This is a genomic window from Pseudomonas sp. GW823-FHT06B06 (genome assembly GCF_058795195.1).
Genome location: NZ_JBXAHO010000001.1, coordinates 91366 through 115795, shown reverse-complemented (window position 1 = coordinate 115795; position 24430 = coordinate 91366). Strand labels below are relative to the sequence as shown.

21 protein-coding genes are annotated in these 24430 nt (G+C 59.3%); 7 read left to right on the top strand and 14 right to left on the bottom strand.

What is annotated here, in order from left to right; translation table 11 throughout:
• Positions 1-102: 102 nt before the first annotated feature.
• From AC1Q8Q_RS00560 to AC1Q8Q_RS00550, 3 genes are all read right to left on the bottom strand, one after another.
• The gene (locus AC1Q8Q_RS00560; protein ID WP_020798118.1) at positions 103-1716 is read right to left on the bottom strand and encodes an NAD(P)/FAD-dependent oxidoreductase; all 1614 of its coding nucleotides are present in this window, start codon (positions 1714-1716) and stop codon (positions 103-105) included.
• 95 nt (positions 1717-1811) lie between these two features.
• Positions 1812-2477 (bottom strand): COG3650 family protein, encoded by a 666-nt coding sequence (locus AC1Q8Q_RS00555; RefSeq protein ID WP_020798119.1) that lies wholly within the window; start codon positions 2475-2477, stop codon positions 1812-1814.
• A gap of 59 nt (positions 2478-2536) precedes the next feature.
• On the bottom strand, positions 2537-3136 hold the full coding sequence (locus AC1Q8Q_RS00550) for a short chain dehydrogenase (RefSeq protein ID WP_492614735.1): 600 nt from the start codon (positions 3134-3136) through the stop codon (positions 2537-2539).
• 105 nt (positions 3137-3241) lie between these two features.
• On the opposite strand from AC1Q8Q_RS00550, the gene AC1Q8Q_RS00545 reads away from it, so the two are divergent.
• The gene (locus AC1Q8Q_RS00545) at positions 3242-4150 is read left to right on the top strand and encodes a LysR family transcriptional regulator (RefSeq protein WP_020798121.1); all 909 of its coding nucleotides are present in this window, start codon (positions 3242-3244) and stop codon (positions 4148-4150) included.
• A 210-nt stretch (positions 4151-4360) separates the two neighbouring features.
• On the opposite strand, the gene AC1Q8Q_RS00540 is transcribed toward AC1Q8Q_RS00545, so the two are convergent.
• From AC1Q8Q_RS00540 to AC1Q8Q_RS00520, 5 genes are all read right to left on the bottom strand, one after another.
• Entirely contained in the window at positions 4361-5062 is a 702-nt protein-coding gene (locus AC1Q8Q_RS00540) for an ABC transporter ATP-binding protein (RefSeq protein WP_020798122.1), read from the bottom strand.
• On the bottom strand, positions 5063-5830 hold the full coding sequence (gene livG / locus AC1Q8Q_RS00535; RefSeq protein ID WP_020798123.1) for a high-affinity branched-chain amino acid ABC transporter ATP-binding protein LivG: 768 nt from the start codon (positions 5828-5830) through the stop codon (positions 5063-5065).
• Entirely contained in the window at positions 5827-7083 is a 1257-nt protein-coding gene (locus AC1Q8Q_RS00530; RefSeq protein ID WP_020798124.1) for a high-affinity branched-chain amino acid ABC transporter permease LivM, read from the bottom strand. The genes livG and AC1Q8Q_RS00530 overlap by 4 nt, the downstream gene beginning before the upstream one ends.
• Complete coding sequence (gene livH / locus AC1Q8Q_RS00525; protein WP_007947264.1) at positions 7080-8003, bottom strand: high-affinity branched-chain amino acid ABC transporter permease LivH; 924 nt, start codon at positions 8001-8003, stop codon at positions 7080-7082. Before livH ends, AC1Q8Q_RS00530 begins: the two co-directional genes overlap by 4 nt.
• A 233-nt stretch (positions 8004-8236) precedes the next feature.
• Positions 8237-9364 (bottom strand): branched-chain amino acid ABC transporter substrate-binding protein, encoded by a 1128-nt coding sequence (locus AC1Q8Q_RS00520; RefSeq protein ID WP_020798126.1) that lies wholly within the window; start codon positions 9362-9364, stop codon positions 8237-8239.
• Positions 9365-9713: 349 nt separating this feature from the next.
• On the opposite strand from AC1Q8Q_RS00520, the gene AC1Q8Q_RS00515 reads away from it, so the two are divergent.
• The gene (locus AC1Q8Q_RS00515) at positions 9714-10019 is read left to right on the top strand and encodes a DUF2288 domain-containing protein (protein WP_168757353.1); all 306 of its coding nucleotides are present in this window, start codon (positions 9714-9716) and stop codon (positions 10017-10019) included.
• A 262-nt stretch (positions 10020-10281) separates the two neighbouring features.
• On the opposite strand, the gene AC1Q8Q_RS00510 is transcribed toward AC1Q8Q_RS00515, so the two are convergent.
• A complete protein-coding gene (locus AC1Q8Q_RS00510) occupies positions 10282-12477 on the bottom strand; it encodes a hypothetical protein (protein ID WP_020798328.1) in 2196 nt (731 codons plus the stop codon).
• Positions 12478-12672: 195 nt separating this feature from the next.
• On the opposite strand from AC1Q8Q_RS00510, the gene AC1Q8Q_RS00505 reads away from it, so the two are divergent.
• On the top strand, positions 12673-13566 hold the full coding sequence (locus tag AC1Q8Q_RS00505; RefSeq protein WP_492614734.1) for an NAD(P)-dependent oxidoreductase: 894 nt from the start codon (positions 12673-12675) through the stop codon (positions 13564-13566).
• On the opposite strand, the gene AC1Q8Q_RS00500 is transcribed toward AC1Q8Q_RS00505, so the two are convergent.
• Positions 13523-15739 carry a putative bifunctional diguanylate cyclase/phosphodiesterase gene (locus AC1Q8Q_RS00500; protein ID WP_033045398.1) on the bottom strand — a complete coding sequence of 739 codons (2217 nt, stop codon included), beginning with the start codon at positions 15737-15739 and terminating at the stop codon, positions 13523-13525. The two genes, AC1Q8Q_RS00505 and AC1Q8Q_RS00500, sit on opposite strands and share 44 nt — an antisense overlap.
• A 293-nt stretch (positions 15740-16032) precedes the next feature.
• Between AC1Q8Q_RS00500 and AC1Q8Q_RS00495 the strand changes: the two genes are divergently transcribed.
• Entirely contained in the window at positions 16033-17382 is a 1350-nt protein-coding gene (locus AC1Q8Q_RS00495) for a spinster family MFS transporter (RefSeq protein ID WP_020798331.1), read from the top strand.
• Positions 17383-17558: 176 nt separating this feature from the next.
• On the opposite strand, the gene rapA is transcribed toward AC1Q8Q_RS00495, so the two are convergent.
• On the bottom strand, positions 17559-20405 hold the full coding sequence (gene rapA / locus AC1Q8Q_RS00490) for an RNA polymerase-associated protein RapA (protein ID WP_020798332.1): 2847 nt from the start codon (positions 20403-20405) through the stop codon (positions 17559-17561).
• Between the two features lie 232 nt (positions 20406-20637).
• On the opposite strand from rapA, the gene AC1Q8Q_RS00485 reads away from it, so the two are divergent.
• The 3 genes from AC1Q8Q_RS00485 (at position 20638) to ccoM (ending at position 21500) form a co-directional block, all read left to right on the top strand.
• Positions 20638-20979, top strand: coding sequence for an aspartate-semialdehyde dehydrogenase (locus AC1Q8Q_RS00485; protein WP_151140720.1), 342 nt, complete (start codon positions 20638-20640; stop codon positions 20977-20979).
• A 99-nt stretch (positions 20980-21078) separates the two neighbouring features.
• Positions 21079-21240: a hypothetical protein gene (locus tag AC1Q8Q_RS00480; protein ID WP_008016476.1), complete on the top strand. Its 162-nt coding sequence runs from the start codon at positions 21079-21081 to the stop codon at positions 21238-21240.
• Between the two features lie 143 nt (positions 21241-21383).
• Positions 21384-21500, top strand: a complete 117-nt coding sequence (gene ccoM / locus AC1Q8Q_RS00475; protein WP_008056860.1) for a cytochrome c oxidase subunit CcoM — start codon at positions 21384-21386, stop codon at positions 21498-21500.
• A 260-nt stretch (positions 21501-21760) separates the two neighbouring features.
• Here ccoM and AC1Q8Q_RS00470 read toward each other — a convergent pair whose 3' ends face one another.
• The 3 genes from AC1Q8Q_RS00470 to AC1Q8Q_RS00460 all read right to left on the bottom strand — a co-directional run bounded on the left by AC1Q8Q_RS00470 (position 21761) and on the right by AC1Q8Q_RS00460 (position 24070).
• Complete coding sequence (locus AC1Q8Q_RS00470) at positions 21761-23236, bottom strand: inorganic phosphate transporter (RefSeq protein WP_020798335.1); 1476 nt, start codon at positions 23234-23236, stop codon at positions 21761-21763.
• A 376-nt stretch (positions 23237-23612) separates the two neighbouring features.
• Entirely contained in the window at positions 23613-23813 is a 201-nt protein-coding gene (locus AC1Q8Q_RS00465; protein ID WP_008056863.1) for a hypothetical protein, read from the bottom strand.
• A gap of 101 nt (positions 23814-23914) precedes the next feature.
• A complete protein-coding gene (locus AC1Q8Q_RS00460; protein WP_020798337.1) occupies positions 23915-24070 on the bottom strand; it encodes a hypothetical protein in 156 nt (51 codons plus the stop codon).
• Positions 24071-24430: the final 360 nt, after the last annotated feature.

The following is a 24430-nucleotide window of genomic DNA, read 5'->3' as shown; positions in this document are numbered from 1 at the left end:
CTGTGGGAGCGAGCCTGCTCGCGAAAGCGGTAGATCAGTCAACATTTCTGTTGAGTGTTAATCCGCCTTCGCGAGCAGGCTCGCTCCCACAAGGGATATGCGTCAGGCCTGCAAGCCCAGGATGTCCCGCGCCACGGCTTCGGCGATGCGAATGCCATCGACACCCGCCGACAGAATCCCACCCGCATAACCTGCGCCTTCACCCGCCGGGAACAGGCCCTTGACGTTCAGGCTTTGCATCGACTCGTTGCGGGTGATGCGCAACGGCGACGACGTGCGGGTCTCGATCCCGGTCAACACGGCATCGTGCAGCGAGTAACCGCGAATCTGTTTCTCGAATGCCGGCAAGGCTTCGCGAATCGCTTCGATGGCGAAGGCCGGCAAGGCCAGCGCCAGGTCACCCAGGGCAACGCCCGGTTTGTAGGACGGTTCAACGCTGCCCAACTCGGTGGACGGCTTGCCGGCGATAAAGTCGCCGACCAGTTGCGCCGGTGCCTCGTAGTTGCTGCCGCCGAGCACAAAGGCGTGGGATTCCAGGCGTTCCTGCAACTCGATACCGGCCAACGGGCCGCCCGGGTAATCGACTTCCGGGGTAATCCCGACAACGATCCCGGAGTTGGCGTTGCGCTCGTTACGCGAGTACTGGCTCATGCCATTGGTCACCACGCGATTTGGCTCGGACGTCGCCGCCACCACCGTGCCGCCCGGGCACATGCAGAAGCTGTAGACGGAACGGCCATTCTTGGCGTGGTGCACCAGTTTGTAGTCGGCGGCGCCGAGTTTCGGGTGGCCTGCGTACTTGCCCAGGCGCGCGCGGTCGATCAGCGACTGCGGGTGTTCGATGCGGAATCCTACCGAGAATGGCTTGGCTTCCATGAACACGCCACGGCCGTGCAACATGCGGAACGTGTCCCGGGCACTGTGGCCGAGGGCCAGGATCACGTGTTTCGAGTGGATCTGCTCGCCGCCATCGAGTTCGACGCCAACCAGTTGGCCGTCCTCGATAAGCACGTCGGTAACCCGCTGCTGGAAACGCACTTCACCGCCCATGGCGCGAATCTGCTCACGCATGTTTTCCACCACGCCTGTCAGGCGGAACGTACCGATGTGCGGTTTGCTGACGTAGAGGATTTCTTCCGGGGCACCGGCCTTGACGAACTCATTGAGGACTTTGCGCCCGATGAACTTCGGATCCTTGATCTGGCTGTAGAGCTTGCCATCGGAGAATGTCCCCGCGCCGCCCTCGCCGAACTGTACGTTGGACTCGGGGTTGAGCACGCTTTTACGCCACAGGCCCCAGGTGTCCTTGGTGCGCTGGCGCACTTCGGTGCCGCGTTCGAGGATGATCGGCTTGAAGCCCATTTGCGCCAGCAGCAAGCCGGCGAAGATCCCGCATGGACCAAAGCCGACCACGACAGGGCGCACACTCAGGTCGGCCGGCGCCTGGCCGACCATTTTGTAGCTGACATCCGGTGCCACGTTGACGTTACGGTCATCGGCGAACTTGTGCAGCACCGAGGCTTCATCGCGAACATCGAGGTCGATGGTGTAGATGAAGCACAGCTCGGAGGACTTTTTGCGCGCATCGTAGCTGCGCTTGAACAAGGTGAAATCGAGCAAGTCATCGCTGGTGATGCCCAGGCGCTGCAGGATGGCAGGGCGCAGGTCTTCATCGGGATGGTCGATTGGCAGCTTGAGTTCGGTGATTCGTAACATGGCAGGATCCGGTTCGCGGGGCGCACAACTGCGCCAGGGCGTTTGAAACCGGCGATTATAAGCCTCAAAGGCTCAGGCCCGTGAGGCTTAAACGATCAGTCGTCGCGCGATCCGCCGAAATACCCACAACCCCGTTGCACCTGGCCGTTGATCCGCAGTTCAGCACTCATGTGCTGGATGCTGCCGGTGCTGTTGTCGACGCAGCGTTGCGGTGCGACCCACAGTTCGATGTGCTGCTGGTTGGCTTCGGTGCTGAGGTTGAAGCGGCCTTCGCCCAATTGCTCCTCGACATAGGGCACGGCCAACGGCGCCTGGCCGGCGCGTTCAAGGACCATGCCTTTGCCGGTGACTCTCACGCTCCACTCAGGGGCATGGCCGGCGGCGCGCAGGATCAGCTTCTTGAAGTCGGGATCGGCACAGGCATTGCCCGAACGCTCGATGCGATACAGCTGTTCGAGGTCCAGTTGCCCGTCGCCGGAGCCGGAAACGATCCGCCCGCGCACATCGGCAAACAGTTTGCCTTGGGCATCGGCCAGGCTCGCGGCCTGTTGCAGGACGCTGGTACCGCCCGTGTCGTTGACCGCATAACGTTTCTGCTCGCCGCACGGCTGGAACAACAGCTTGCCGTCGGCTGCGCTCAATTGGCCCTGCATACGGGCCTGGCCGACGTGGGAAGCGCTTTCCCTCGAGCCATCGAACAACTGGCATGCGGCGAACAGTGGAAGAAGGGCAACGAGGACTAAGGAACGGGCAGCACGCATCTTGGGGTCTCCTGACAAGTGCCGTCACGTTACTCAGCCTGACCGTTCATCACAAGGCTTTAGCCCACGTGAAAGGTCTGACCTGTCTGCAAGCCTTCGACACTCTTTGCGTAGGCCAATGCCACATCGGCCGCCAGAACCGGTTTGAAGCCGCGGAAGTAAGGTGCGTATTTGCCCATGGCTTCGACCAGCACGTTCGGGCTGATCGAGTTGACCCGCAGGCCACGCGGCAATTCGATCGCGGCGGCACGGACAAAGCTGTCCAGGGCACCGTTGACCAACGCGGCGGACGCGCCGCTGCGGATCGGATCGTGGCTGAGCACGCCGGTGGTGAAGGTGAACGACGCGCCGTCATTCGCGAACTCGCGACCGACCAGCAGCAAGTTGACCTGGCCCATCAACTTGTCTTTCAGGCCCAGGGTAAAACTCTCTTCGGTCATTTCATCCAGTGGCGCGAAGGTCACGTTGCCGGCGGCGCAGACCAGCGCATCGAACTTGCCCGTTTGCTCAAACAGTTTTCGAATCGAGGCGCTGTCACTGATGTCCACTTGGAAATCACCGCTATTGCGGCCGATGCGCACGATCTCGTGGCGCTGGGACAGTTCCTTGTCGACGGCCGAACCAATGGTGCCACCTGCGCCGATCAAAAGAATTTTCATGCGGGCTGATCCTCGTATCGATAAGTGAGGCCTCAGTTTAGAGTGGTTTTTTCCACGGATAAGCGCGCTAATAGGCAACCTTTGGTTTTCAAATGGAAACAATCCATGAGCGAGATGGATGACCTGGCGGCATTCGCCGTGTTGGTCGAAGCAGGCAGCTTTACCTTGGCGGCGCAGCAATTGGGTTGCAGCAAGGGCCAGTTGTCCAAGCGCATCAGTCAGTTGGAAGCGCAGTTTTCCGTGGTCCTGCTACAACGCACCACGCGACGCTTGAGCCTGACGGCGGCAGGCGCTGCGTTGTTGCCCCAAGCCCAGGCGCTGGTGGTGCAAGTCGAGCGCGCGCGCCAGGCCCTGGCACGGTTGAAGGATGACATGGCGGGCCCTGTGCGGATGACCGTACCTGTGTCGCTTGGGGAAACGTTCTTCGATGGCTTGTTGCTGGAGTTCTCGGCCCAGTATCCCGAGGTGCAGATCGAACTGGAGCTCAACAACAACTACCGCGATTTGTCCCGTGACGGCTTCGATCTGGCGGTCCGCTCCGATGTGGCGATTGACCAGCGCCTGGTGGCGCGCCCGCTACTGGCGTGGCGGGAGTTGACCTGTGCCAGCCCGGCCTATCTGGAGCAATACGGTGAGCCGCAGTCCCCTCAGGCGCTGGCCGGGCATCGCTGCCTGCTCAACAGCCACTACAGCGGTCGGGAGGAGTGGTTGTATCACCAACAACACGAGTTGTTGCGGGTGCGGGTTTCGGGACCGTTCGCCAGTAATCATTACAACCTGTTGAAAAAAGCCGCACTGGCTGGCGCCGGCATTGCCCGCTTGCCGTCCTATGCATTGCCGGCGGAATTGGCTGACGGGCGTTTGCGCTGGCTGCTGCGTGATTATCAGACACGCAGCATGCCGATGTATCTGGTGCATCCGTATCAGGGTGGGCTGCCCAGGCGTACGCAGGTGCTGGCGGATTATTTGATGGGCTGGTTCAAGCGCAGCGGCGAGGCGCTGGACAGGCTCTAAACCATCACGCCCCCCCTGTAGGAGCGAGCATGTCGAATCGTCGCACCGTCGCGATGGTCGTTAACGATAAAGCGGGAAGCCTGATGCCCCGCGGTGGCCTCAGGTTCTTCGCGAACATGCTCGCTCCTAAAGGGGGGGGCGATGTTGTTGAAGTTTGGTGGGCATAAAAAAACGGCCCGCAAAGGCCGTCTTTTTGTTTACCGCAAAGGCTTAGCCACCGAGGTACGCATCGCGCACTTTCGGATCGGTCAACAGCGCTTCACCGGTGCCTGTCATCACCACCCGGCCGTTTTCCAGCACGTAGGCGCGGTCAGCGATTTTCAGCGCCTGGTTGGCGTTCTGCTCGACCAGGAACACCGTTACACCGTCCTTGCGCAGCTGTTCGATGATATCGAAGATCTGCTGGATGATGATCGGGGCCAGGCCCAGTGAAGGCTCGTCGAGCAGCAACAGCTTGGGTTTGCTCATCAGCGCACGGCCGATGGCGAGCATTTGCTGTTCGCCGCCGGACATGGTGCCGCCACGCTGGCTGAAGCGCTCTTTCAAGCGTGGGAAAAGTCCGAGGACCTTGTCCATCTGTTCCTGATAGTCGCCTTTGGCGGTGAAGAAACCACCCATGGAGAGGTTTTCTTCGACGGTCAGGCGGGAAAACACCCGACGACCTTCCGGCACCACGGCAATGCTCTTGCGCATGATCTGCGAAGAGTCCTGCCCGACCAGCTCCTCACCCATGTAGCGGATGCTGCCGCTGTGGGCCCGCGGCGAACCGCACAGGGTCATCAGCAGCGTGGACTTGCCGGCACCGTTGGCGCCGATCAGGGTCACGATCTCGCCCTGGCGGACTTCGACGTTGACGCTGTGCAGGGCCTGGATCTTGCCGTAGAAGGTGGAAACGTTTTCGAACTGCAGCATTTACGCTTCCCCCAGGTAGGCTTTGATCACTTCAGGATTGTCACGGATCTGTTCCGGCGTACCGTTGGCCAGGGGCGTGCCCTGGTTGATCACGACGATGTGGTCGGAAATGCTCATGACCAGTTTCATGTCGTGTTCGATCAGCAGCACGGTGACGTTGTGCTCTTGACGCAACACGCTGATCAGCGCCTTGAGGTCCTCGGTTTCCTTCGGGTTCAGGCCGGCGGCCGGTTCGTCGAGCATGAGGATCCGCGGACGGGTCATCATGCAGCGGGCAATTTCCAGGCGCCGTTGCTGACCGTAGGCCAGGGTGCCGGCCGGACGGTTGGCGAACTCCTTGAGGTTGACCTTTTCGAGCCAGTACTCGGCGAATTCCATGGCCTCGCGTTCGCTCTTGCGGAACCCTGGGGTCTTGAACAGGCCGGACAGGAAGTTGGTGTTCAGGTGGCGATGCTGGGCGATCAAGAGGTTCTCGACCGCGGTCATGTCCTTGAACAACCGCACGTTCTGGAAGGTGCGCACCACGCCCTTGAGGGCGATCTTGTGGCCCGGCAGGCCTTCGATCGGCTCGCCATCGAGCAGGATGCTGCCGCCGCTTGGCTTGTAAAAGCCGGTGAGGCAGTTGAACACGGTGGTCTTGCCGGCGCCGTTGGGGCCGATCAAGGCAACCACTTGTTTCTCTTTCACGCTCAAGGCAACGCCGTTGACCGCCAGCAAGCCGCCGAAGCGCATGCTCAGGTTTTCTACTTTAAGGATCTCGCGGCTCATTTGCGCAGCTCCATGTGAGGACGTTGCATGGGCAGCAGACCCTGAGGGCGCCAGATCATCATCAGTACCATCAAGGCACCGAACATCAACATGCGGTACTCACTGAACTCACGCATCATTTCCGGCAGCAGGATCATTACCACGGCGGCCAGGATCACACCCAGCTGCGAGCCCATGCCACCCAGTACCACGATGGCGAGGATGATCGCCGACTCGATGAAAGTGAAGGATTCCGGCGTCACCAGGCCCTGACGGGCAGCGAAGAAGCTACCGGCGAAACCGGCGAAGCTGGCACCCAGGGTGAACGCCGACAATTTGATCACGGTAGGGTTCAGGCCCAGTGCACGGCAGGCAATCTCGTCTTCACGTAACGCTTCCCACGCGCGGCCCAGGGGCATGCGCAGCAGGCGATTGATGACGAACAGCGCGCCGAGCGCCAGCAACAACGCAACCAGGTACAGGAAAATCACCTTGTTGATCGAGTTGTAGGCGATGCCGAAATACTCGTGGAACGTCTGCATCCCTTCAGCGGCCTTACGTTCAAAGGTCAGGCCGAAGAACGTTGGTTTCTCGATGTTGCTGATGCCGTTCGGACCGCCCGTGAGGCCGGTCAGGTTACGCAGGAACAGACGGATGATCTCACCAAAGCCCAGGGTCACGATCGCCAGGTAGTCACCGCGCAGACGCAGCACCGGGAAGCCGAGCAGGAAGCCGAAGGTGGCCGCCATCAGGCCGGCGATCGGTAGGCAGATCCAGAAGCTCAGGCCGTAGTAGTGCGACAGCAGCGCGTAGCTGTAGGCGCCAACGGCGTAGAAACCGACGTAACCGAGGTCGAGCAGGCCGGCCAGGCCGACCACGATGTTCAGGCCCAGGCCCAACATTACGTAGATCAGCACCAGCGTCGCGATATCGACTGCACCGCGAGAGCCGAAGAACGGCCAGACCAGGGCGCCGGCGATCAGCGCGATGATGATCCAGCGCTGAGTGGTAGGCAGGGTCAGGAAGTTGCTGGCCTTGGCTGGGATCAGCGGCATGCTCGGCGAAGAACGCCAGGCCGAGCTGATCTGCTGGTCGAACAGCACACGCAGGAACATCAGTACCGAGCACACCGCGATGGTGATCAGGGTGGCGTCGCTGGTGCCATGAACTTCGAGGTTGATGCCGACGATGGTCAGCTTCAGACCGAGTACCGGGTAGGCCACGGCCCACACCAGCAAAGCGCTGAACAGCGCCTGTTTAAGATTCCTAGTCATACCTTCTCAACCTCCGGACGGCCCAACAGGCCAGTTGGCCGGAACAACAACACCAAAACCAGGAGGCCGAACGCCACGACGTCCTTGTATTGGTCGCCGAAGATATCGGCACCAAAGGCTTCCGCAACGCCCAGCACCAGTCCGCCAAGCATGGCGCCTGGAATGCTGCCGATACCGCCCAGTACCGCGGCGGTGAAGGCCTTGAGGCCGACCAGGAAACCGGCGTTCGGGTTGATCACGCCGTACTGCATGCTCAGCAGCACGGCCGCGATGGCCGCCAGCGCGGCACCGATGACGAAGGTCAGGGCGATGATGTTGTTGGTGTTGATACCCAGCAGGTTGGCCATCTTGATGTCTTCGGCACAGGCGCGGCAGGCGCGACCCAGGCGAGAGCGGGAGATGAACAGCGTCAGGCCGAGCATGGCGACCAGGGTCACCACGAACACCACGATTTGCATGTAGGAAATCAGCACTTCATGTGCGCCACCTGGTCCGAAGGCAAAGTTGCCCGGAATCAGGTTGGGGATGGATTTGTCCTTGGAGTCTTGCGCCAGCAGAACCGTGTTCTGCAGGAAGATCGACATGCCGATGGCGGAAATCAGCGGGATCAAACGGTTGCTGCCGCGCAAGGGGCGGTAGGCGATCCGTTCGATGCTGTAGCCGTAGGCACTGGTGACGACGATGGTCGCCAGGAAAGCGGCGGTCATCAACAGCGGAACACTGTCGAGTCCCAGCATGGCCAGCCCGGCGATGGCGATGAACGCCACGTAGGAGCCGATCATGTACACCTCGCCGTGGGCGAAGTTGATCATTCCAATGATGCCGTAGACCATCGTATAGCCGATGGCGATCAGGGCATACGTGCTGCCAATGGTCAAACCATTAACCAGCTGTTGGAAGAAGTGATAGATGTCAGGCATTACAGCGCTCCTAAAAACCTGATACGCATTTCACTGGTGGAGTCATTTTCCCGCCCGGGCCCCGTGGATCTGCATCCACTTCGAATCCGGGATTTGCCAGCGAACCGCTGATGACGGTTTTGAGATTTTCAGGTGGGGAGACTAGCGGATCACGCCAGCACGGCCCAGATACGTTCGTAAAACAAAGCCCACGGCACGCCGTGGGCTTTGTTGGCAGTCAGTCAGGCAGCGCCTTACTGAGGCTTGGCTTCAGTTTTTGGTTTGCCGAAGTGCCACTCGTAAACCACGAATTTGAAGTCTTTCAGGTCGCCCTTCTCGTCGAAGCTCAAGTCGCCGGTAGGGGTCTTGAAGGTGCCTTTGTGGATGGCTTCAGCCACTTTGGCGGAGTCTTCGGACTTGGCCGCCTTGATGCCTTCGGCAATCACTTCCACAGCCGAGTAGGCCGGGAACACGAACGGACCGCTTGGATCTTCTTTCTTGGCCTTGAAGGCGTCAGCCAGGGCGATGTTGGCCGGATCCTGGTCGAAGGATTTCGGCAGGGTCACCAGCAGGCCTTCGGAAGCGTCCTTGGCAATCTGCGAGATGGAATCGTTACCCACGCCTTCCGGACCCATGAACTTGGCTTTCAGGCCTTTTTCCTGGGATTGACGCAGGATCAGGCCCAGTTCCGGGTGGTAGCCGCCGTAGTAGACGAAGTCGACGTTGGCTTGCTTGAGCTTGGCGATCATCGACGAGAAGTCCTTGTCGCCGGCGTTGACGCCTTCGAACACGGCAACCTTCACGCCTTTGCCTTCCAGGGTTTTCTTCACGGCAGAGGCGATACCTTCACCGTATTGCTGTTTGTCGTGCAGCACGGCAACGATTTTCGGTTTTACGAAGTCGGCGATGTAGTTACCGGCGGCAGGGCCTTGGGCGCTGTCGAGGCCGATGGTGCGGAACACCATTTTGTAACCACGGTTGGTGATGTCCGGGCTGGTGGCTGCCGGGGTGATCATGATCACGCCTTCGTCTTCGTAGATGTCCGAAGCCGGTTGAGTGGAGCTGGAGCACAGGTGGCCAACCACGAATTTCACGCCGTCGTTGACGACTTTGTTCGCGACCGCTACCGCTTGTTTTGGATCACAGGCGTCATCGTATTCAACGGCTTCGAGCTTCTTGCCGTCTACGCCGCCTTTGGCGTTGATCTGTTCAATGGCCATTTTGGCGCCGCTGAACTGCATGTCGCCGTATTGGGCTACAGGACCGGTTTTTGGGCCGGCGATGCCGATCTTGATGGTGTCAGCTGCGAACGAATGGCTGGCAACCCCGGCCAGAACCATAGCGGCAAACAGTTTGGAAATCTGCTTAGTAGCCTTAGTCATAGTGCTCCACTCTTACTGTTGTAATTTTTATAGTCCTGGCGCCGTCGGCGGCAGAACCGGGTCAGTATCTACGACATTCCCCGGAAAAGCCCCTCGGCAACTGTACCGGTACAGTGTAGAGCGCCGATTGTCAGCCTGGGAAGCTGGCGCCGGGGGGCAAAACTTGGGGGTGTCGCTTTTTTGAAAGAAAAAGTCAGAATTGCGGCGGGGCTTTGACGGGCTTATAGCCAGATTCCGTGCATTCCTTGGCATTCCTGCGCTTTTCATTCGATCCTGCAAATTGCATCTGGGTTTTTCTGCCTGACCACCGACGTTATCATTGCGTCGATTTCTTTTCCGGACCGGACCCATGATTGAAGAACCTAGCACCCTCTATGCCAAGCTGCTTGGAGAAACCGCATCTATTACCTGGAAGGAGTTGGAGCCGTTCTTTGCCAAGGGTGCCCTATTGTGGGTCGACCCCGGCCTTGATTTGATCGCTGCCGCCGAAGCCATGGCGACCGATGACGGCGAGAAAGTGGCCGCCTGGCTGGCTGACGACAAGGTCGCCAAGCTGTCTGAAACGCGGGCGCTGGATCTTTTTGAAAGGGATCCGGAGTTGTGGGCGGTGGTGGTTTCGCCCTGGATCATGATTCAGGAAAAGGCGCAGGGTTGAATGGTTGCACTGTCTTGGTGCGATGGCTTGGCGGGGATAAGTGTGTAGCCGAGTAGCGTGATGGCACGTTGCCGTAGAGAAAGGCCACGCTTCACGGTGACGTAAACGTAACGGGAACAGTTGGGTAGGCAATTAAACGACTGCCCAATTGTTTCTGGATTTGCCTTCGCGAGCAGGCTCGCTCCCACAGGGATCGCATTTACCCAGAAGGTACGCGGTCAACTGTGGGAGCGAGCCTGCTCGCGAATGGGCGTGCCACGGATTAAGCGGTTCTACCCGTATGGTTATTCAACGAAATCACCTTGGTCTTGCCAATCCGGTGACGATAGATCTCACGCAGGTACTTGATCGCTTTCTTCACGCAATCGCGTGACAGGCGGATATCGTTGATCGAGACAAACTTGTCCTTGTCGTTGATCAGCTCGCGATACTTCTTCTCGTACATCGGTTTGATCGCATACCAATTGGTATCAAGAATTTTCGCCGGGTTCTCGAACTCGTTGAGCAGGTCGTCGATCAGGTCTTCATCGAATTGTTCGTTGATGATGAAGTCCAGGACCGAGTTGTCCAGGGTGTCATCGAAGCGGTAAGGCGCACGCGCAAAGCAACGCTTGATGAACGCCACGATCAAGGTCAGGAAATCGTCCGACAGGCATGGGCTCTTGGCGATCAGGGTGGTCAGCGACAGGTTGGCCGAGGCACCGATCACCAACGCATAACGCTTGAGCGTGGTGTTGGGGAACAGGTTGTTGAGGTGCGTCTTCAGCCGGTTCAGGTCCATGTAGGACAGCTTGTAGTCCTTGGGCAGGGAAACGATCGACACCACCGACGAACAGTTCTTGAAGAAATGCAGGTCGTGCAGGGCTGCCGCGTCATATCCCGAATTCTTGTATTGCTCCAGCGACGCACGATAGCGCTTGGACTCGATCGGCAACAGGCTGATGCCTTCGATGGCCTGGGTGACCTTGTTGAAGTGCGGCAGGTCGATGGAGCGGAAGAACAGATCGTCGATGTTCAGGCGCTGTGGCTCTTTTTCGAACACCTTGAACTTGTCGCCGGTAGGCGCCTGGGTTTCAGGCACCACGGACTCGGCGTAGGCAATCGCCACGGGGCCGGCCAGACTCATGAACAGGTCGTTGGCATCCAGGCGAATGGTTTCGCCGATGTCGATGCCGGCACGGCGGAAATAGTTCTGGTCGTAATCGGTCGTGACCGCCTGCGCGGTCAGGATGTTGAAGATCTGCTGCGAGATGTACTGGTTGGCATGCTTTTCCATGGCGTTGACGTCGATGTTCTGGATGTTGCCGTCATCGCTTTCTTCGGCATAACGCATGATGTCATTGGAAATCAGCATCATGGCGTTCCATGGGCGGATACGTCCCATGACACTGGCTTCGCTGCTGTCTTCGTTGGCGAAGTTGTAGGAGAAATCCCACTCTTCCGACAGGTATTTGCACAGCAGGCGACCGGCGTTGATGTGCAGCGCTTCGGACATTTCACTGCGGTGATCGGAGATGTTCGGCAGTACGCAGATACCGCTGGTGAAGATCGGCTCGAAGACGAAGGCATGGCCGCTCTTGCTGTCGTGCTCGTCCATCGGCTTGGTGTCGAACGTCTTGTTCATGTACGAGTGTTGCTGGGCCAGGCCGAACTCCGAGGCCATGCCCGAACCGGTGCCGCCACCGGCACTGAAGATCGAAAAATACAGGCGCGACTGGTTGGCCTTGATGCCACAGCTGTCGATCAAGTACGAGTGAATCATCTTCCAGTCCGGGCTGGAGAAGCGCTGGGTGTCCTTGTTCAGGATAATCTTGGCCAGGTACTGGCCGAGGATCGGTGCGTTACCGGCACCCCCGGCATGGACTTCCGACAGGTCCATGATCTTCATCTTGCTGTAGTCACGCAGGAACCCGCTCTTTTCGCCCTTGCGCGAGAAGCGGATACGCCCAGCAATGTCTTTGTCCAGGTCACCCAGCATCACCAGGGGTTCTACCAGGAACACCGGCTTGGTGGCCTTGTTCGACCCCAGGCGCAAGTTGTTACGAATCCACTGCGCCGGGCTATAGCCTTTTTCCGCATAGCGTTTGTCTGGCGAGAGGCGATCGTCGTTGTTGAATTCGTTGAGGTAGAACTTGCGGGCGTTGTAGACCAGTTCTGCGACATCCAGCGCGATGTTCGATCCGCAGCGGCCCAGGCCAATAAGGCACACCGACGGGAATTGCTGGTCGTTGTGCTGTTCGTTGTCGCCTTCCAGATGCGGCGGGCGGGGGAATACCATGTCGCGCAGGCCGTCGAGGTTGTCGAGGATGCGATCGGTATTGGTTTCGGTGAAGTACAGGTATTGCTGGGTCGCGAGCGGGCGCGACGGTGTCAATGGCTTCGACGGTGCGGGGCTGTTCGCCGCCGGGCTCAGCGTCAGGTCGGAAAGCGCAGGGGCCGGGTTGTTTTTGGAAGTCATTGTTCGCCATGTACCTGGGCTGGTTGGTCGGGCGGCATACTGTCGTCGACCATCACGGAATGAGAACTCGCGTCTTTTATCAGCGCGTATTAGTCCCGGGCGGCGCAGTCAGCTTGCGCGTCGCTCGGCGGAATCCTTTCCTGCGTCTTGAAGAATCGGCCAATATTCAGTGTTCTTTAATCCAAAGGAGGCAAAATGATGTCAACGTTACCGGCCCTGGGATTTGCCGGAATCGGCCTGATGGGCCTGCCGATGTGCCGGCGTTTGCTCGCCGCGGGGTATCCGCTGGCGGTGTGGAACCGCAATCCGGCCAAGTGCGCGCCGCTGGTTGAAGCCGGGGCACGCCAGGTCGCCACGCCTGCCGAGTTGTGCCAGCACGCCGAGGTGGTCATGTTGTGCCTGGCGGATACCGCGGTGGTTCGTGAGGTGGTTTTCGGCAAGTCGGGCATTGTCGAAGGGGCGACAAAGGATCAATTGCTGGTGGATTTTTCCAGCCTGGAGCCCACGGCGACCCGCGAGATGGCGACAGAGCTCGGCAAAACAGGCATGGGCTGGCTGGATGCGCCGGTGTCCGGTGGTGTGGTGGGTGCCGAAGCGGGTAGCCTGGCGATCATGGTCGGCGGCACCGTGGCACACCTTGAGCGGGTCAAACCGGTCTTGTTGAATCTCGGCCAGCGTGTGACGCACATGGGCGCCGTGGGCGCAGGGCAGGTGACCAAGGCCTGCAACCAGATGATCGTTGCCTGCAACGCACTGGTCATCGCCGAAGTGGTGGCTTTGGCGGAGCGCTCCGGGGTCGACGCCAGTCGGATCGCCGAAGCACTGGCCGGCGGGTTTGCCGATTCCAGGCCGTTGCAGTTCCTGGCTCCGCAAATGGCCGAGAGCCGTTTCGAACCGGTCAAATGGCACGTGCGGACCTTGCTCAAGGATCTGGACGGTGCGGTGAAATTTTCCCGCGAACAGGGTTCGGCGACGCCGATCAGTGGCTTGGCCGCGCAATTGATGCGCCTGCACGGGGGGCAGGGTTTCCTGGAGAAGGACCCGTCTACGTTAGTGCAGATGTACCGTGAGCCAGACCCAGGCGCCTGACGCTGTACGAATGCTTGCGCTGGTTGATTTCGTTCAGCACCGGTTGCAGTTCGGTCAAAGGTATCGGGCGGCTGAGCAGGTAGCCCTGGACGAAATCGCAGCCGTGGCATTCGAGAAACTGGTACTGCTCGAAGGTTTCTACGCCTTCGGTAACCACCTCCAGATGCAGGGTGTGGGCCATGACGATAATGGCCTGGACGATCTCCATGTCCTGGGTGGATTTCGGAATGTCCTGGATGAATGAACGGTCGATCTTCAGCGTGTTCAGCGGTAAGCGCTTGAGGTAAGCCAGGGATGAATAACCGGTGCCGAAGTCATCGATCGACAACGAAACGCCGAGGGCGCGTATCTGCTGCAGCAGCACCAGCGTCTCGGCAATGTTGCCCATCAGAGCGCTTTCGGTGACCTCCAGTTCCAGTCGATGGGGCTCCACCCCGGCGCTGCGCAATGCCAGTGAGATTTCGTCGCTCAATTCTTCGCGTGCCAGGGTCAGGGGTGAGCAATTGATGGCAATCTTCAAGTGCCCGCAGCCCTGGCGCGCCAGCTCGCCCAGGTCGGCGCAAGCCTTGCGCAGCACCCAGTTGTCCAGCTCGGTAATCAGCCCATTGGCCTCCGCTATGCCAATGAAGCGGTCCGGCGCGAGGAATCCGTGGACGGGGTGTTGCCAGCGGATCAACGCTTCGAGCTTGCTGACCTGGTCGGTCTTGAGGTCAAGGATCGGTTGGTAATAGAGCATCAGGCCGGTGTCTTCGCGCAGGGCGTGGCGCAACTCTTCCTCCATTTGCAGTTCGAGCATGGCGCGTGCCTTGAGGTTGGCACTGAAGAAATTCAGGCCATTACGGCCACCGTCCTTGGATTGATAGAGCGCCAGGTCGGCGTTTTTCAGCAGTTCTTCACAGGTCTTGCCGTCTTCGGGAAATACGCTGATGCCGATGCTGGTGGTCATGACCATGCGCCGCCCGGACAGCTCGATGGGTTCCTTCATTTTCAGCATGATGCGCTGGGCCATCTGTCGCGCCTCATCACGGTCATGCAGGTCGATGAGAATGCAGAATTCGTCGCCGCCAAAACGTGCTACCACATCGTCATGACTGCGCACTGAACTTTTGATGTGCCGGGCGAGCACCTTGAGCAATTCATCGCCGGCATCGTGGCCCAGGCTGTCGTTGATACGCTTGAAATGGTCGATGTCGAGGAACAGGACTGCGAGCATGCCGCCTGCGTGAGTGCGCTCCAGGAGCTTTTCGGCGAAGAGCTGGTTGAACCCGCGACGGTTGAGCAGATTGGTCAGGGCGTCATAGTGCGCCACCTGTTGCAGGGACATCCGCGCCTGGTCCAGTTGGGTGAGTAGCGAATTCACCCGCAGCAGATCGCGATCCTTGTGCTGCAGCTTCTTGTCAGCCAATGCCGCACTGATGCAGCTGCCTATTATCAGGAGCGTCATGACGGCTACCGTCAGGCCCAATTGCAGATGGTTATTTTCGCCTGGCTGGGTTAACTGGCTGCCAGTTGGCAGGGCCAGGTCGAAGGCGGCCATGCCGGTGAAATGCAGGCTCATGATGCCTGCGCCCAGTACCAGGCTGGCGGCGCATTTGCGCAGTTGGTGAAAAATACCCAAGCCATTACGCAGGTAACTCGCCAGCAGCAGTGCTGCCAGACTGGCTCCGATGGCGATCATGATCGAAAGGATGAACAGCCCCGGATGGTAGTAGGCCGTGGCTTGCGAGCGCATGGCGGCCATGCCCACGTAGTGCATGGTGGCGATGCCCAGGCCAATGATGATCGACGCCTTGCAGCATTGTCGAAAATTCAGGGTAGGCAAGCTGAGGGTGTGCATCGCCAGCCACGACGCACACAGGGCGATCAGTAGCGACAAGAGTGTGATGGGCAAATGATAATGAACGTCGATCGGCGCCTGGAACGCCAACATGCCAATGAAGTGCATGGCCCAGATTCCGCCGGCCAGGCATCCGGCGCCGATCCAGCGCCAGAGGCGTTGGGACGCTGGTTTTTGCGCATGATTGATCCGTTCGGCCATATCCAGCGTGGCAAAACAGCTGGCGCAGGCGACCAGATACGCCAGCAGCACCAGAAAAGGGTCATGTACACATTGGAGTATGACCTGTCCGCTTTCTGCTAGCTCTGTAGTGAAATGCAGACCAAGCCACTCCATTAGCATGCCCCGTGTTTGTCTCCCTGCCGACGTTATCAACGCTGGCGAATGTCTTGGAGTATAGAGGCCATGGATTGAACGCAAGCGATGGTGGCACATTGTCTACCAATGATTTTGGAATGGACCTTAGTTCGTTTGGAAATAAAATATTGCCTGGGCCGCGTCTGTCCCCATGGGCGGGTATCAGCTTTACGAATAATTACAGACAGTCCCGGCCTGCCTGACTAGATTGCAGGTTCCGGGCTCGGATGCACTGGCAGTGAAGCCCCCATAACAATAAAAGAGACGGACCCATGCAGAACTCGACCCAAGCGGCGAATGCCTGGCGCATTCTGTTCCTGCTGTTCCTGGCCAACCTGTTCAACTTCTTCGACCGCACGATCCCAGCCATCATCATTGAGCCGATCCGCATGGAGTGGCAGCTCAGCGACTTTCAACTGGGGATCATCGGTACTGCCTTCACTATTGTCTACGCGATCGCCGGCCTGCCACTGGGACGAATGGCCGATACCGGCTCGCGCAGCAAGTTAATGGGGTGGGGCCTGGCGGCTTGGAGCGGCCTGACCGCCGTCAACGGCATGGTCGGCAGCTTCTGGAGTTTCCTGATCGTGCGCATGGGCATCGGCATCGGTGAAGCCAGTTACGCACCGGCCGCCAACTCGCTGATCGGCGACTTGTTCCCGGCGCATCGCCGGGCGCGGGCCATGGGTATATTCATGCTCGGACTGCCGTTGGGCTTGTTGCTGGCGTTCTTCACCATCGGCGCGATGGTCAAGGCTTTCGACAGCTGGCGTGCTCCATTCTTTATTGCCGCAGTACCGGGACTGATCCTGGCGATCTTCATGTTTTTCATCAAGGAACCGAAACGCGGCGCGGCTGAAAGCGTGCAGGTGTCGCAGGAGAAGATTGATCGACCGATTCGCCGGGTGCTGGCGGTGCCGACATTCCTGTGGCTGGTAATGGCTGGACTTTGTTTCAACTTCGCCACCTATGCCTGTAACTCGTTCCTTGTGCCAATGCTGCAGCGTTATTTCCTGATGCCGTTGCAGGAGGCTGCGGTGGCGACCGGGGTGATCGTCGGCGTGACAGGGTTGTTCGGACTGACACTGGGCGGTTGGGTGGCGGACAAGATCCACCAGCGCGTCGCCAACGGTCGCCTGCTGTTCGCCGCGTTCAGCCTGATCATTTCAACGCTGTGCACGGCGTGGGCGCTGCATTCTGGGCGAATAGAGATCGGCGTATTCGTGGCGGTGTTCAGCCTGGGTTGGTTGTTTGCCTATAACTTTTATACCTGCGTCTACACGGCGATTCAGGACGTGGTCGAGCCGCGGTTGCGGGCGACGGCCATGGCGCTGTTCTTTGCCGGGTTGTACTTGCTGGGTGGTGGTCTTGGACCGGTCGTGGTGGGCGCGTTGTCCGATCACTTTGCCCACACGGCGATGCTCTCGGCCGGTGCCGGGCAGATGACCGAGGCGTTCAAGGCGGTCGGCCTGCATGACGCGATGTACCTGATTCCGGTGGCGCTGTTTTTCACCATGGTGTTTCTGGTGTTGGCGTCGCGGTGTTTTGTGAAAGATGCCAAGCGGATGAAGGACGGGTTGGTGGCGGTGGTTGAGCCGGTGGGTTCTGCGGCGACTGCGTAGCCACTTGCGTTGATCGCTCCCACGCGCAGCAAAGGAATGCAGCCCGGGACGCTTCGCGTCCCTTTCGAGAGCTGGAACGCGGAGCGTCCCTTGAGGTATTCCCACGCAGAGCGTGGGAACGATCAGGCCCGCATCGCTGCGGGCCTGATCGTTCAAGCGGTGGAGCAGGGGGGGGCTTAACCCGCCACCAACACCCGGATCGCTTCCAGTCGCAGCGCAGCCTTGTCGAGCATCGCCAGGCCTTGTTCGCGTTGCTTGCGCAAGGCAACCAGTTCGCTGTCACGAACGGTCGGGTTGACCGCTTGCAGCGCGGTCAGGCGTGCCAGTTCTTCTTCGGTATCGGCGGCCAGGCGGCGTTGCGCCTCTGCCACACGTTCGGCGTGACGTGGGTAGATCTTGTCCTCGCCAGCGTTGATCCGTGGCGTCAACTGATCGCGCTGGGCCTGGATGAACTTGTTGGCGCTGGCGCGCGGCACGCTTTCCAGTTGATCGTTCAAGGTCTCGAACGACACCCGGGCCGACAGGTCGTTGCCATTGGCATCGAGCAGGCAGCGCAGGGCGGCCGGCGGCAGGTAGCGGCCCAGTTGCAGTGAGCGCGGGGCAACCACTTCACTGACGTAGAGCAGTTCCAGCAACACGGTGCCAGGTTTCAGCGCCTTGTTCTTGATCAGCGCCACGGCGGTGTTGCCCATGGAGCCGGACAGCACCAGGTCCATGCCGCCCTGGACCATCGGGTGCTCCCAGGTGATGAACTGCATGTCTTCGCGAGACAGCGCCTGGTTGCGGTCGTAGGTGATGGTCACGCCTTCGTCGTCGCCCAGCGGGAAACTGGCGTCGAGCATTTTTTCGCTCGGCTTGAGGATCAGGGCGTTTTCCGAATGGTCTTCGCTGTCGATGCCGAATGCATCGAACAGGGTTTCCATGTAGATCGGCAGGGCGAACTGATCGTCTTGCTCAAGAATCGCTTCGACCAGCGCATCGCCTTCGCCAGCGCCACCGGAATTGAGTTCCAGCAAGCGGTCACGGCCGGTGTGCAGTTCGGCTTCCAGGCGTTCGCGCTCGGCACGGGCTTCGTCGATCAGCGCTTGCCACTCGCCATCGTCGGCTTCTTCGAGCAGCGGCAGCAGGCGCGGGCCAAACTGATGCTGCAGGGCGTTGCCGGTCGGGCAGGTATTGAGGAACGCGTTCAGGGCTTCGTGGTACCACTGGAACAGGCGCTCTTGCGGGCTGGTTTCCAGGTACGGCACGTGCAGTTCGATCGTGTGCTTCTGGCCGATCCGGTCCAGACGGCCGATACGTTGTTCAAGCAGGTCCGGGTGCGATGGCAGATCGAACAGCACCAGGTGATGGGAGAACTGGAAGTTGCGGCCTTCACTGCCGATTTCCGAGCAGATCAGCACTTGCGCGCCAAACTCTTCGTCGGCGAAGTAGGCGGCGGCGCGGTCCCGCTCGAGGATGTTCATGCCCTCGTGGAACACCGTGGCCGGGATGCCGGAACGCACGCGCAACGCGTCTTCCAGGTCCATGGCGGTTTCGGCATGGGCGCAGATCACCAGCACCTTGGTGCGCTTGAGCATTTTCAACTGGTCGATCAGCCACTCGACACGCGGGTCGAATTTCCACCAGCGCTCTTCTTCGCTAGCGTCCGGCTGGGCCTGGAAGCTGACTTCCGGGTACAGCTCGGCGTGATCGCCCAGTGGCAGTTCAAGGTATTCGTCCGGGCACGGCAGCGGGTAAGGATGCAGTTTGCGCTCCGGGAAACCCTGGACCGCCGCTCGGGTATTACGGAACAGCACGCGGCCGGTGCCGTGGCGGTCCAGCAGTTCGCGCACCAGGCGGGCGCTGGCTTCGGTGTCGCCATCGTTGACGGCGGTCAGCAGGGCTTCGCCTTCGTTACCGAGGAAGCCGTGAATTGTTTCATGGGCTTTCGGCGACAGGCGACCTTTTTCCAGCAGTTCCTGAACGGCCTCGGCCACCGGGCGATAGTTTTCGCTCTCGGCGCGGAAGGCGGCCAGGTCGTGGAAGCGGTTCGGATCGAGCAGGCGCAAACGCGCGAAGTGACTGTCCTGGCCCAACTGTTCCGGGGTTGCGGTCAACAGCAAGACGCCCGGGATCGTTTCAGCAAGTTGCTCGACCAGAGAGTATTCAGGGCTGACCTGATCTTCGTGCCACACCAGGTGATGTGCTTCGTCGACCACCAGCAAGTCCCAACCGGCTGCGAACAGCGCGTCCTGGGCTTTCTCGTCGTCGACCAACCACTCCAGGGCCACCAGGGCGAGCTGGGTGTCCTCGAACGGGTTGGAGGCATCGCTTTCGATGAAGCGTTCTTCGTCGAACAGCGCGACCTGCAGGTTGAAGCGACGGCGCATCTCTACCAGCCACTGGTGCTGGAGGTTTTCCGGTACCAGGATCAGCACGCGATTGGCGCGGCCCGAGAGCAATTGGCGATGGATCACCAGGCCGGCTTCAATGGTTTTGCCCAGGCCTACTTCGTCTGCCAGCAACACCCGTGGCGCAATCCGGTCGGCCACTTCGCGGGCGATGTGCAGCTGGTGCGCGATCGGTTGCGCACGCACGCCACCCAGGCCCCACAGCGACGACTGCAGTTGGCGGCTGGTGTGTTCCAGAGTGTGATAGCGCAGGGCGAACCAGGCCAGGGGGTCGATCTGCCCGGCGAACAGACGGTCGCTGGCGAGACGGAACTGGATGAAGTTCGACAGTTGGGTTTCCGGCAGGGTGACTACTTCGTTCTGCGCGTTGAGGCCGTGATAGACCAGCAGGCCATCGATGTCGTCGACTTCGCGAACGGTCAGTTTCCAGCCTTCGAAGTGAGTGATGGTGTCACCCGGCGAAAACCGTACACGTGTGAGGGGCGCATTCCGTAGCGCGTACTGGCGAGTGTCGCCAGTGGCCGGGTAGAGCACGGTCAGCAAGCGGCCGTCCTGTGCCAGAACGGTGCCCAAACCCAGCTCCGCTTCGCTGTCACTGATCCAGCGTTGCCCCGGTTGATACTGCTGCGCCATGCTGCCTGACTCCCACCTTGAAAAAGCGGGCTATCTTAACGGAATCAGGTCTCCAGACCAAAGGAATACCTGTGCGGGAACTGCCTTGGGCTACGATCCTTTGATCTTGCCAGGCTGAAGAAATCGTAGCCTGTGGCAGTTCTTGTCGTGCCGATAGACACACAGTTTGCGACCGATGGCTCAAGTCGCCGTCGCCGCGGCCGACAGCCTGCAGACAGGAGACCGAAAAAATATGCTGCCACCGATGCTCCCCTTGAGTGCCGTGCCGATCACTTCCCAGCACGACCCGGTCCGCCCGCGCCCGGACATCGCGCCCGTCGTGCCGATGCAGGAAAGCGCCAGCGACAGCACCATCGACCTGCAACATCGTGATCCAGAAGAGGCCGCCCTGCTGCTGCGCGAGGAGCAGCGGCGCAAGCAAGAGCAGCAAAGGCGCCGCCGTGAGGCCGATGAAGACCCTGAGGCGCACCTGGCGATCCCGGGTAACGAACTCAATGCCGACAACACCGTGCCGGTGGCCCCGTTGATGGAAGGCCAGCCTCGCCAGGGACTGTGGGTCGATATCGAGATTTGAGCCGGTGGCTGGTCAGCGCCGTCGCCAGACCGCATTATTGGCACAATCCCGCCGATACCTGCGGCAATTGAATTTCATTTCAAGCGATGCACTGACGCCATGAGCCAAGATGACAAGCTGATCGACCTTAATGCCGAACGCGCCAAGCGTGTCCACGATCTCAACGACAAGCGCCTGAATGAAGTGCGCCAGGCGTTCGAGCAGGCCATGCCGTTGGGCAAGGCGAAGAAAAAGCCGAAGAACAAACCGAAAAAGCGTTGAATCCCCCTGCATCGATTGATGCAGGTCAGTTTTTCCCTCCTTCTATGCCCGGTCCCGGGCAACATTGATCCCGGTCAATATTCTCTCCTGCCCAAATGGTTACCTTGGCTCCATCGCAACAGGGCAACTGCAGGAGACGCGTCATGTTTTTCGACAACGTGGTGATCGCCGGAGTGCTGACCGTCAGCCTCATGTTGGTGTTTTTTGCAGGGTTCGGATTCTTTATCTGGAAAGACTCGCACAAGCGAAAAAAGCCGTAGGTCTTTCTGGATGCAATGAGCACGCAAGGCATTTTGGGCAACTTCGGTTGCCCTTTTTTTTGTCTGCGATTCCTGGAAGTGGATCGTTCCCACGCTCTGCGTGGGAATGCCGCCATGGACGCTCTGCGTCCACCTGTGACGCGGAGCGTCACGGGATTCATTCCCACGCAGAGCATGGGAACGATCGAGCGTGCACATTCAAACAGGTAAAAAAAAGGCGCGGTCCTCACGGAGCGCGCCTTTTTTCGTACGACTGCGTATCAGCTACCCAGTGCCTTCGACGCCAGCCAGAACAGGCCGGCCGACAGGGCGACCGTGGCTGGCAGGGTCAATACCCAGGCCAGCAGGATGGTCTTGACGGTGCCGCCTTGCAGGCCGCTTTTGTTGGCGACCATGGTGCCGGCCACGCCCGAGGACAGGACGTGGGTGGTGGACACTGGCAGGCTGAAGATGTTGGCCATGCCGATCAGGCTCGCCGTGGTGATCTGCGCCGACATGCCTTGGGAATAGGTCATGCCTTGCTTGCCGATCTTCTCGCCGATGGTCAGCACCACGCGTTTCCAGCCAACCATGGTACCCAGGCCCAAGGCCAGGGCGACCGCCAGAATGACCCAGAACGGAGCGTATTCGGTGGTGGTGGTCAGGTCCTTGCGCAGCTTGTCGAGGTCAGCCTTTTCACGGGCGCCCAGGATTGGCAACTTGCTGACTTTCTTCGCCGTGTCGTCCAGGCACAGCAGGTAACGGCGTACTTCGATGCGGCTTTCCGACGACAGCGAGTGGTAGTCAGAGACACCTTTGAGGGTGCCAAGCAGAGCGTCGATGGTCGGTTCGGTCTGCTGCGGGTTGCAGCGGAATTTCTCCGGCAGATCGCCTTCGACACTTTTGCCCAGTGCCAGGAACTCGCCCAGGGAGTCGGCATTGCGCTTGTAGAACTGGCTCAAGTGCAAGGTGGCATCGCGGGTGCGTTCGATCTGGTAGGTGGTGCTGTTCAGGTCGAGCACGAATTGCGCCGGTACGATACCGATCAGCACCAGCATGATCAGGCCGATACCTTTCTGGCCATCGTTAGAGCCGTGCACGAAGCTCACGGCCATGGCGGAGATCACCAGCACCAGGCGGTTCCAGAACGGCGGGTGTTTCTTGTCGTCGATCTTGCGGCGCTGTTCCGGCGTCTTGTGCATCTTCGACAGCGGACGCCACCATTTAAGGCCGATCAAAATCAGCGCGGCAATCAGGAAGCCTGCCATCGGCGAGAACACCAGCGACATGGCGATATCGATCGCCTTCTGCCAGTTCACCCCGTCGGCCAACGCAATATCGTTGATCAAGGCATTGGCCAGGCCTACGCCGAGGATCGAACCGATCAGCGTGTGGGAGCTGGAGGCCGGGATACCGAAGTACCAAGTGCCCAGGTTCCAGGTGATGGCCGCCGCGAGCAGCGAGAAAACCATTGCCAGGCCGTGGCCGGTGTTCACGTTGATCAGCAGTTCAACCGGTAGCAGGTGAACAATGGCATACGCCACGCCCACGCCACCGAGCAATACGCCGAGGAAATTGAACACACCGGAAAAGAACACCGCCAGATGTGGGGGCATGGCTTTGGTGTAGATAACAGTGGCTACCGCGTTAGCGGTGTCATGAAATCCATTGATGAACTCGAAGGCGAGGACAAAAGCCAGGGCGAGCAAGAGGCTCACAAGCACCCAAGCATCCAGTCCGCTGAATAAATCGATCATGAAGGTTTTCTGACCCGGTCATAAGGGGGCGCGATTATGCCAGAAAAGACTGGAAATCGATGCACTTGCTGCTCATCGGTAACATTCTTCAACGAATTATTTTGCAACGGTGCCGATAACCCCCGTGAATTACAGGGTTTTGCAAGTGATTGAATTTCTTTGAGAAGCCCGCAGGCACAGGGGTTTGCCTCACCTGAAGGGGGGGTGAGCATGCTTGTATGAAATTTCTGAAAAAAGGGTCAGATTCGAGCCTTCGACCTCGTCCGGTGGGCAAGGCGGCCGCTGCCCGCTCGTAGCGGGCGCAAAAGGCAATATCTATACATTCCGCTTTTAACGGATGCAACGCAGACCCCGGCAGGCATTCAAGCCCAGGCCTTCATGGCTCCTCGGCTTTGAGTTCCTTTTCCATTTTTTCCAGTTCTTGCTTGAAAACCTGATCCTGAACGGTGGCGCGTTTGCGCCATGGCTTGCGTTCCGGTTCTGGCTGGGCGGCGTAGGTGGTGACTTCCCCGCCGTAAACTTCCTTGTAACGTTGTTCCTGGCGCTCAAGTTCCGCGCGCAGTTCGTCTTTTGTCACGGTGCTACCTGATTGAGATGAGATGAGTTCTGGTGAAACGCACTGCACCTGATGTATTGACCGCACGCATCGAATGCAAAAAGCCTTTGCAGGCATCGCGTTTACGACAGGGCGATCATTACTTCCATGTTGCAGGCGGCCACGGCACCAGAGATAAACAGCTGACGTAGCATCAGATCCTGTTTCAGCGAGCGCGTTGGCGCGATGCGGATGCAGTCGGCGTCAGGTGCTTGCTGTGGAGAGCGGCGATGGAACATCGCGCCACCGGGTAGCGGTATCGGCCAATAAAAATCCGAATGGCTACTGAACTACATTATAGCGAGCGATTTACAGAACACTATCACGAGAGAGTTAAAAGTGGATCTTGATGTGTGATTGTTTTTTACCCATAACCGTAACTGGCAACTAGGGCATAGGAGGATGCCACACTACGGTGATGTCTTTCTGACGTCATTAAGTCGCACAACTTAAGACAGTTACATTGCGTCATGAAGTCTGCAGCGCTTGCACAAAAAAACTTGTATCGATGGCTGCATGGGCGATTGCGTCGTGAGCAGCATCGGTTGCGATTATCGCGCAATGGTTCGATAATCGCCCGATGATACCGAGTCGGGCTT